The organism is Kitasatospora sp. MBT63 (assembly GCF_000710465.2).
Lineage (GTDB): Bacteria > Actinomycetota > Actinomycetes > Streptomycetales > Streptomycetaceae > Kitasatospora.
The window spans coordinates 1-4,403 of record NZ_JAIZ01000248.1; the positions used below are offsets into that span (position 1 = coordinate 1).

3 protein-coding genes and 1 pseudogene are annotated in these 4,403 nt (G+C 76.3%); all 4 read left to right on the top strand.

The genetic code is table 11. The features are described 5' to 3' along the window. On the top strand, positions 1–1,588 hold a 1,588-nt coding region (locus AA75_RS15725; RefSeq protein ID WP_051812500.1), incomplete at its 5' end, for an NAD(P)-dependent oxidoreductase. Next, a complete protein-coding gene (locus AA75_RS15730; protein WP_063794368.1) occupies positions 1,585–2,760 on the top strand; it encodes a Gfo/Idh/MocA family oxidoreductase in 1,176 nt (391 codons plus the stop codon). The genes AA75_RS15725 and AA75_RS15730, both read left to right, overlap by 4 nt. Next, entirely contained in the window at positions 2,757–4,022 is a 1,266-nt protein-coding gene (locus tag AA75_RS15735; RefSeq protein ID WP_033820649.1) for a B12-binding domain-containing radical SAM protein, read from the top strand. Before AA75_RS15730 ends, AA75_RS15735 begins: the two co-directional genes overlap by 4 nt. A gap of 31 nt (positions 4,023–4,053) precedes the next feature. Further along, positions 4,054–4,403: pseudogene (locus tag AA75_RS49385) on the top strand (hypothetical protein); the annotation flags it as partial.

Sequence of the window (4,403 nt, forward strand, 5' to 3'; positions counted from 1 at the left end):
CGGGACGGTGACGGGACCGGCCTCGCCCGCCGACGTGTGCGACGCCGTCTCGCAGGCACTCGGGCCGCGCCTCGCCGAGGCGGCGTGGCGGACGGCCGACGGCCCGGACGGCCTGCCCCGCACCGTCGACCTCCGCCTCGGCGGGCACCGCGTCCGGCTGACCCTGGAGCCGGCCGCACCTGAACGCCACCGCACCCTGGACCCCGTGGTGCCGGAGCCCGCGCTGTGGCGGACCGCCATCTCGACGGCCGCACCCGCGGACGCCGAACTGCCAGCAGCGGTACAGGAGATCCTCGCCGCGGTCCGCGAGCGGGCCGACCGTCTCACCGACGCGGAGAGCGCCGCGGTGTGGGCCGCGATGCCGTTGCTCCGTCACTTCGCGGGCCGGGGGCGGCGGATCGACGGCTGGGCGCTGGTCTTCCGCGACCACTACGTGGAGAACAGCGTCGGCTTCCTCCTCGCCGCCGAGCGGGCGGGCATCCCCCGCGAGTGGATCTACGCGCTGGCCAAGGGGGACCGTACGTCGGGCCGGCACCGGGTGCACGCCTGGTTCCGCGCCCGCGGCTACCGCAGCGCCGTCCTCGACAACTCCGTCATCGACGGCACCGCCCCCGGCCAGGAGGTAGCGGCCGCGCAGCGGGTCGCCGCCGACGTGGACCGCTTCATCGCCGCCGCGCACCGGGCCGGACGCCGGGTGCTGGTGATCGACGACGGCGGGCTGCTCGCCCGCGGTCCGGGCGCGGCCCGGCTGGTGAGCGAGCCCGTGGACGCCGTGGTCGAGCTCACGGTCAGCGGTCTCAAGCGGATCGGCGCCGGACCGCTGCCCGGCGTACCGGTGTTCAACGTCGCCCGTTCCCAGCTGAAGAGCCTGCTGTCGTACGAGGAGATCGCCGACTCCTGCCTGCGGCGGCTGCGCGAACTGGTGCCGGGACAGAAGTTCATCGGGCGGCGGGTCGTCGCCGTGGGGTTCGGCACGCTGGGATCCCGGCTGGCGCGCCGACTGCGCTCGCTGGGCTGCCGGGTCACCGTGGTGGACCAGGACACCCTGGCCCTCGTCCAGGCCGCCGAGCAGGGCTTCGAGACCGAACCGAGCCTCGCCGCCGCCCTCCGGCGCTGCACCCCCTTCCTGGTGACGGGCAGCACCGGCGAGGCGTTGCTCGGCCCGGAGGAACTGCCGCTGCTGCCCGACGGGGTGCTGCTGGCCGGTTTCGCGACCAAGGACTTCAGCCTGCTGAGCACCGGCGGCGCGGGAACCGTCGAGTCGGTGCTGACCGGTGTCGGGGTCCGCCACCGCCTGCCCGGCGGCGGCGTGGCGACGCTGCTCGGGGACGGCCGCTCGCTCAACCTCTTCGAGTACGAGGGCATCCCCAACTCCGGCTACGACGCGTACCGGGCCGGGACCCTGATCGCGGTCCGCGAGCTGTGCCACCGGGCCGACGCGCTGGCCCCGGGCGTGCACGTGCGCGAGGTCGACGAGGCGGTCCGGGCCGCGGGCCTGTACGAGGCGTACTACGACACGTACATCGCCGACACGCCCGCCGGCCGTACGGCCCCGGCCCCGGCCGCCGCGGGGGAGGCGCGCCCGTGAGCGGGGACGCACCCGTGCCGGGCGGGCGTGCCTGCGTCATCGGGTACGGCAGCGTCGGCCGGCTGCACACCGAGGTCCTCACCCGGCTGGGGCTGCAGGTCGGCGTGCTGGACCCGGATCCGGCCCGGCGCCCCGGCCCGGCGGCTTCGTGGTGGCGGAGCATCGAGCAGGTCCCCGACGTCCGCGGCATCGACGTCTGGGTGGTGTGCACCCCGACCCACACCCATCTGCCGGTGGTGGCCTCGGTGCTGGCCCGGGACGCCGCCGCGCGCATCGTGGTGGAGAAGCCCGCCTGCCGCGCCGCCGAGACCACGGCCTTCACCGACCTGCTCGCCACCCGGCCGGCGGCCCGCGTCGTCGTGATGAACCAGTACCGCGAGGCGGCCGTGCTGTCCTCGCTGGCGCGGCTGGTCGCCCGCGAGGCCCCGGGCGAACCCGTCCGGGCGGTGCGCGTCGCGTTCACCAAGGACCGCCGGCCCGACGTCGCCCGGGGCCGCTTCGTCGACCGGGACCACGGCGTCTTCGGCTACGAGTGGCTCCACATGCTGGCGGCGCTCGGCCACTTCCTGCCCGCCCCCGCCTACGACGCCTACCTGCACGGTCCGGTGGACCCGGGTTCGCTGCTGGTGGCGCCCGACCCCGCCCTCCTGCTCGCCGCCGCGCACGAGCGCACCACGGTGGACGGGGTGACGGTGGAGCTGTTCTCCACCGTGGCGGGCGACGGCGCCGAGGCCGAACTCCCCCGGCCCGCCTGGACCCGCGGCTACCCCAAGGCGATCGGGGAGCGGCAGCGCCTGGTCAGGGTCGAGACGGCGTCCGCCCGCTTCACCGCCGAACTGGAACCGCTCGGCGGGCCCGCCCGCGGGCAGGTCCGCCGGGACGTGCACCGGATCACCGTCCGGACCTCGGGCGGGGACCGCCGGCTGGAGGTCGTCGACCCGCTCATCAGCAACGCCTGGACCGGCATGCTCGCCGCCCTGTCCGCCGCCACGTGCCCGCCGCCCGACCTGCGCACCCTGCACCGGATCGCCGCCCTGCTCGGCACCGTGTGGCCGCGGGCCGCCGGTCCGGCCCTGGTCGGCGCCGACCGGGCCGGGCCGCCGTCCCTCACGGGCCGCCCGCCCGGCCGGCCGGCCGAGTCCGTCCTCACGCCCCGACAGGAGTCCGCATGACCCAGGTGTGTTTCGTCGTCCCCCAGGACGAGTTCGAACGCCACTTCCTCCAGCAGCCGCTGGACGTGCTCAACGCCGCGGCGGTGCTGCAGCGCGACGGGGTGACGGTGAGCCTGTGGGACCGCCGCCTGCACCCGCTGCCCGCCGGCGGGGACACCCCCGACCTGGTGGTCGTGGTGACCGCCGTCGCCGACCGGGCCCAGTGCTACCCGCTGGACCTCGGCCCGGTGAAGGACGCGGTCACCGCCGTCCGCTCCCGGTGGCCCGGCGTGCCGGTGCTCGCCTGCGGACCGCACGCCACACACCTGCCGCAGGCCTGCCACCGCGAGCTGGGCGTCGACTTCGTCGCCCGCGGCGAGGCCGACTCGGCCGCCGTCCAGGCGGTGCGCGACGTACTGCACCGCCGCGCCCTCACCCCCGTCCTGCCCGCGGCCGGCAGCTACCCGGACCTCCCCGTCGACGAATGGCCGCTGCCGGCCAACGAGTTGACCGACCCGTCGGCCTACACGGCGGAGGTGGTGGTCGACGGGCGCACCCGCCGCGCGGCCTGCGGCCTGGTGATGGGCGTACGCGGCTGCAGCTACGGCTGCTCCTTCTGCCACCTGCCCTTCGGCGCCCGGATGCGGGACCGGCCGGTCGCGCAGACGCTGGCCGAGACCGCCGCCCTGCAGGCCCGCGGCACCGAGTCGGTGTTCTTCCTGGACTACGTCTTCGGACTGCACCGGACCTTCTACGACGAGCTGTGCGACGGCCTGACCGGCTCAGGACTGGAGTGGACCGGCCAGACCCGCGCCGAGGTGGTGCTGCGCACCGACGTCCGGCGCTGGGCGGACGCGGGCTGCCGGGGCATGTGGCTGGGCGCGGAGTCCCCCGGCGTCGCCGACACCGGCGTCGGCAAGCGGGTGCCGCCGCAGAAGGTGTCCGAGGCCATCGACAAGCTGGCGCAGGCCGGCATCAAGCCCTTCGCCTTCGTGCTGCTCGGCCTGCCCGACGACCCGGCCTGCGCCAACGGCGAGCTGGTGGACTGGGCGGCCTCGCTGCCCGCGGACTTCGGGCTGAACCAGCTCGTGCTGCGTCCGGGGACGGCGCTCTACGACCGGCTCGCCCCGCAGTACAACGACGGGCGCACCCCCGCCTCCTGGGCCGAGGTCGCCGAGGTCACCCGGCGCTACCGCCAGGCGTACCCGACGGACCTGGACGCCCAGTGGGACCGGCTCACCGCCCTGCCCAACTACCTGGGCAACGCCATGGCGGCGGTATGAGGCCCGCCGCGGCGGCAGGGGGTGCGGGCGCATGAGGGACGGCGAGGAGCACACCGGCATGTCGACCGTGCTGCGCGTCGGAGCCACCGTGCGCCGCACGCCCGGCCCGTGGACCCCCGCGGTCCACCGGCTGCTCGGCCACTTCGAACGCGTCGGCTTCGACGGCGCCCCCCGGGCCCTGGGATTCGACGCGGACGGCCGGGAGGTCCTCCAGTACGTCGAGGGCGAGGTACCGCAGGGCGCCCGGGTGGCGGAACTGCCGGACAGCGCGGTGTTCGAGGTGGGCCGGCTGCTGCGCCGGATGCACCGCGCCGCCGACGGCTTCTCCCCCGGGCCCGCCCGCTGGGCCCACCCGCCGGCGCCGGCGGGGGGGGGGGCGGG

Excerpts from the sequence above, each read along its gene's own strand:
- AA75_RS15735 (WP_033820649.1), top strand. The coding sequence starts at position 2,757 with ATGACCCAGGTGTGTTTCGTCGTCCCCCAGGACGAGTTCGAACGCCAC.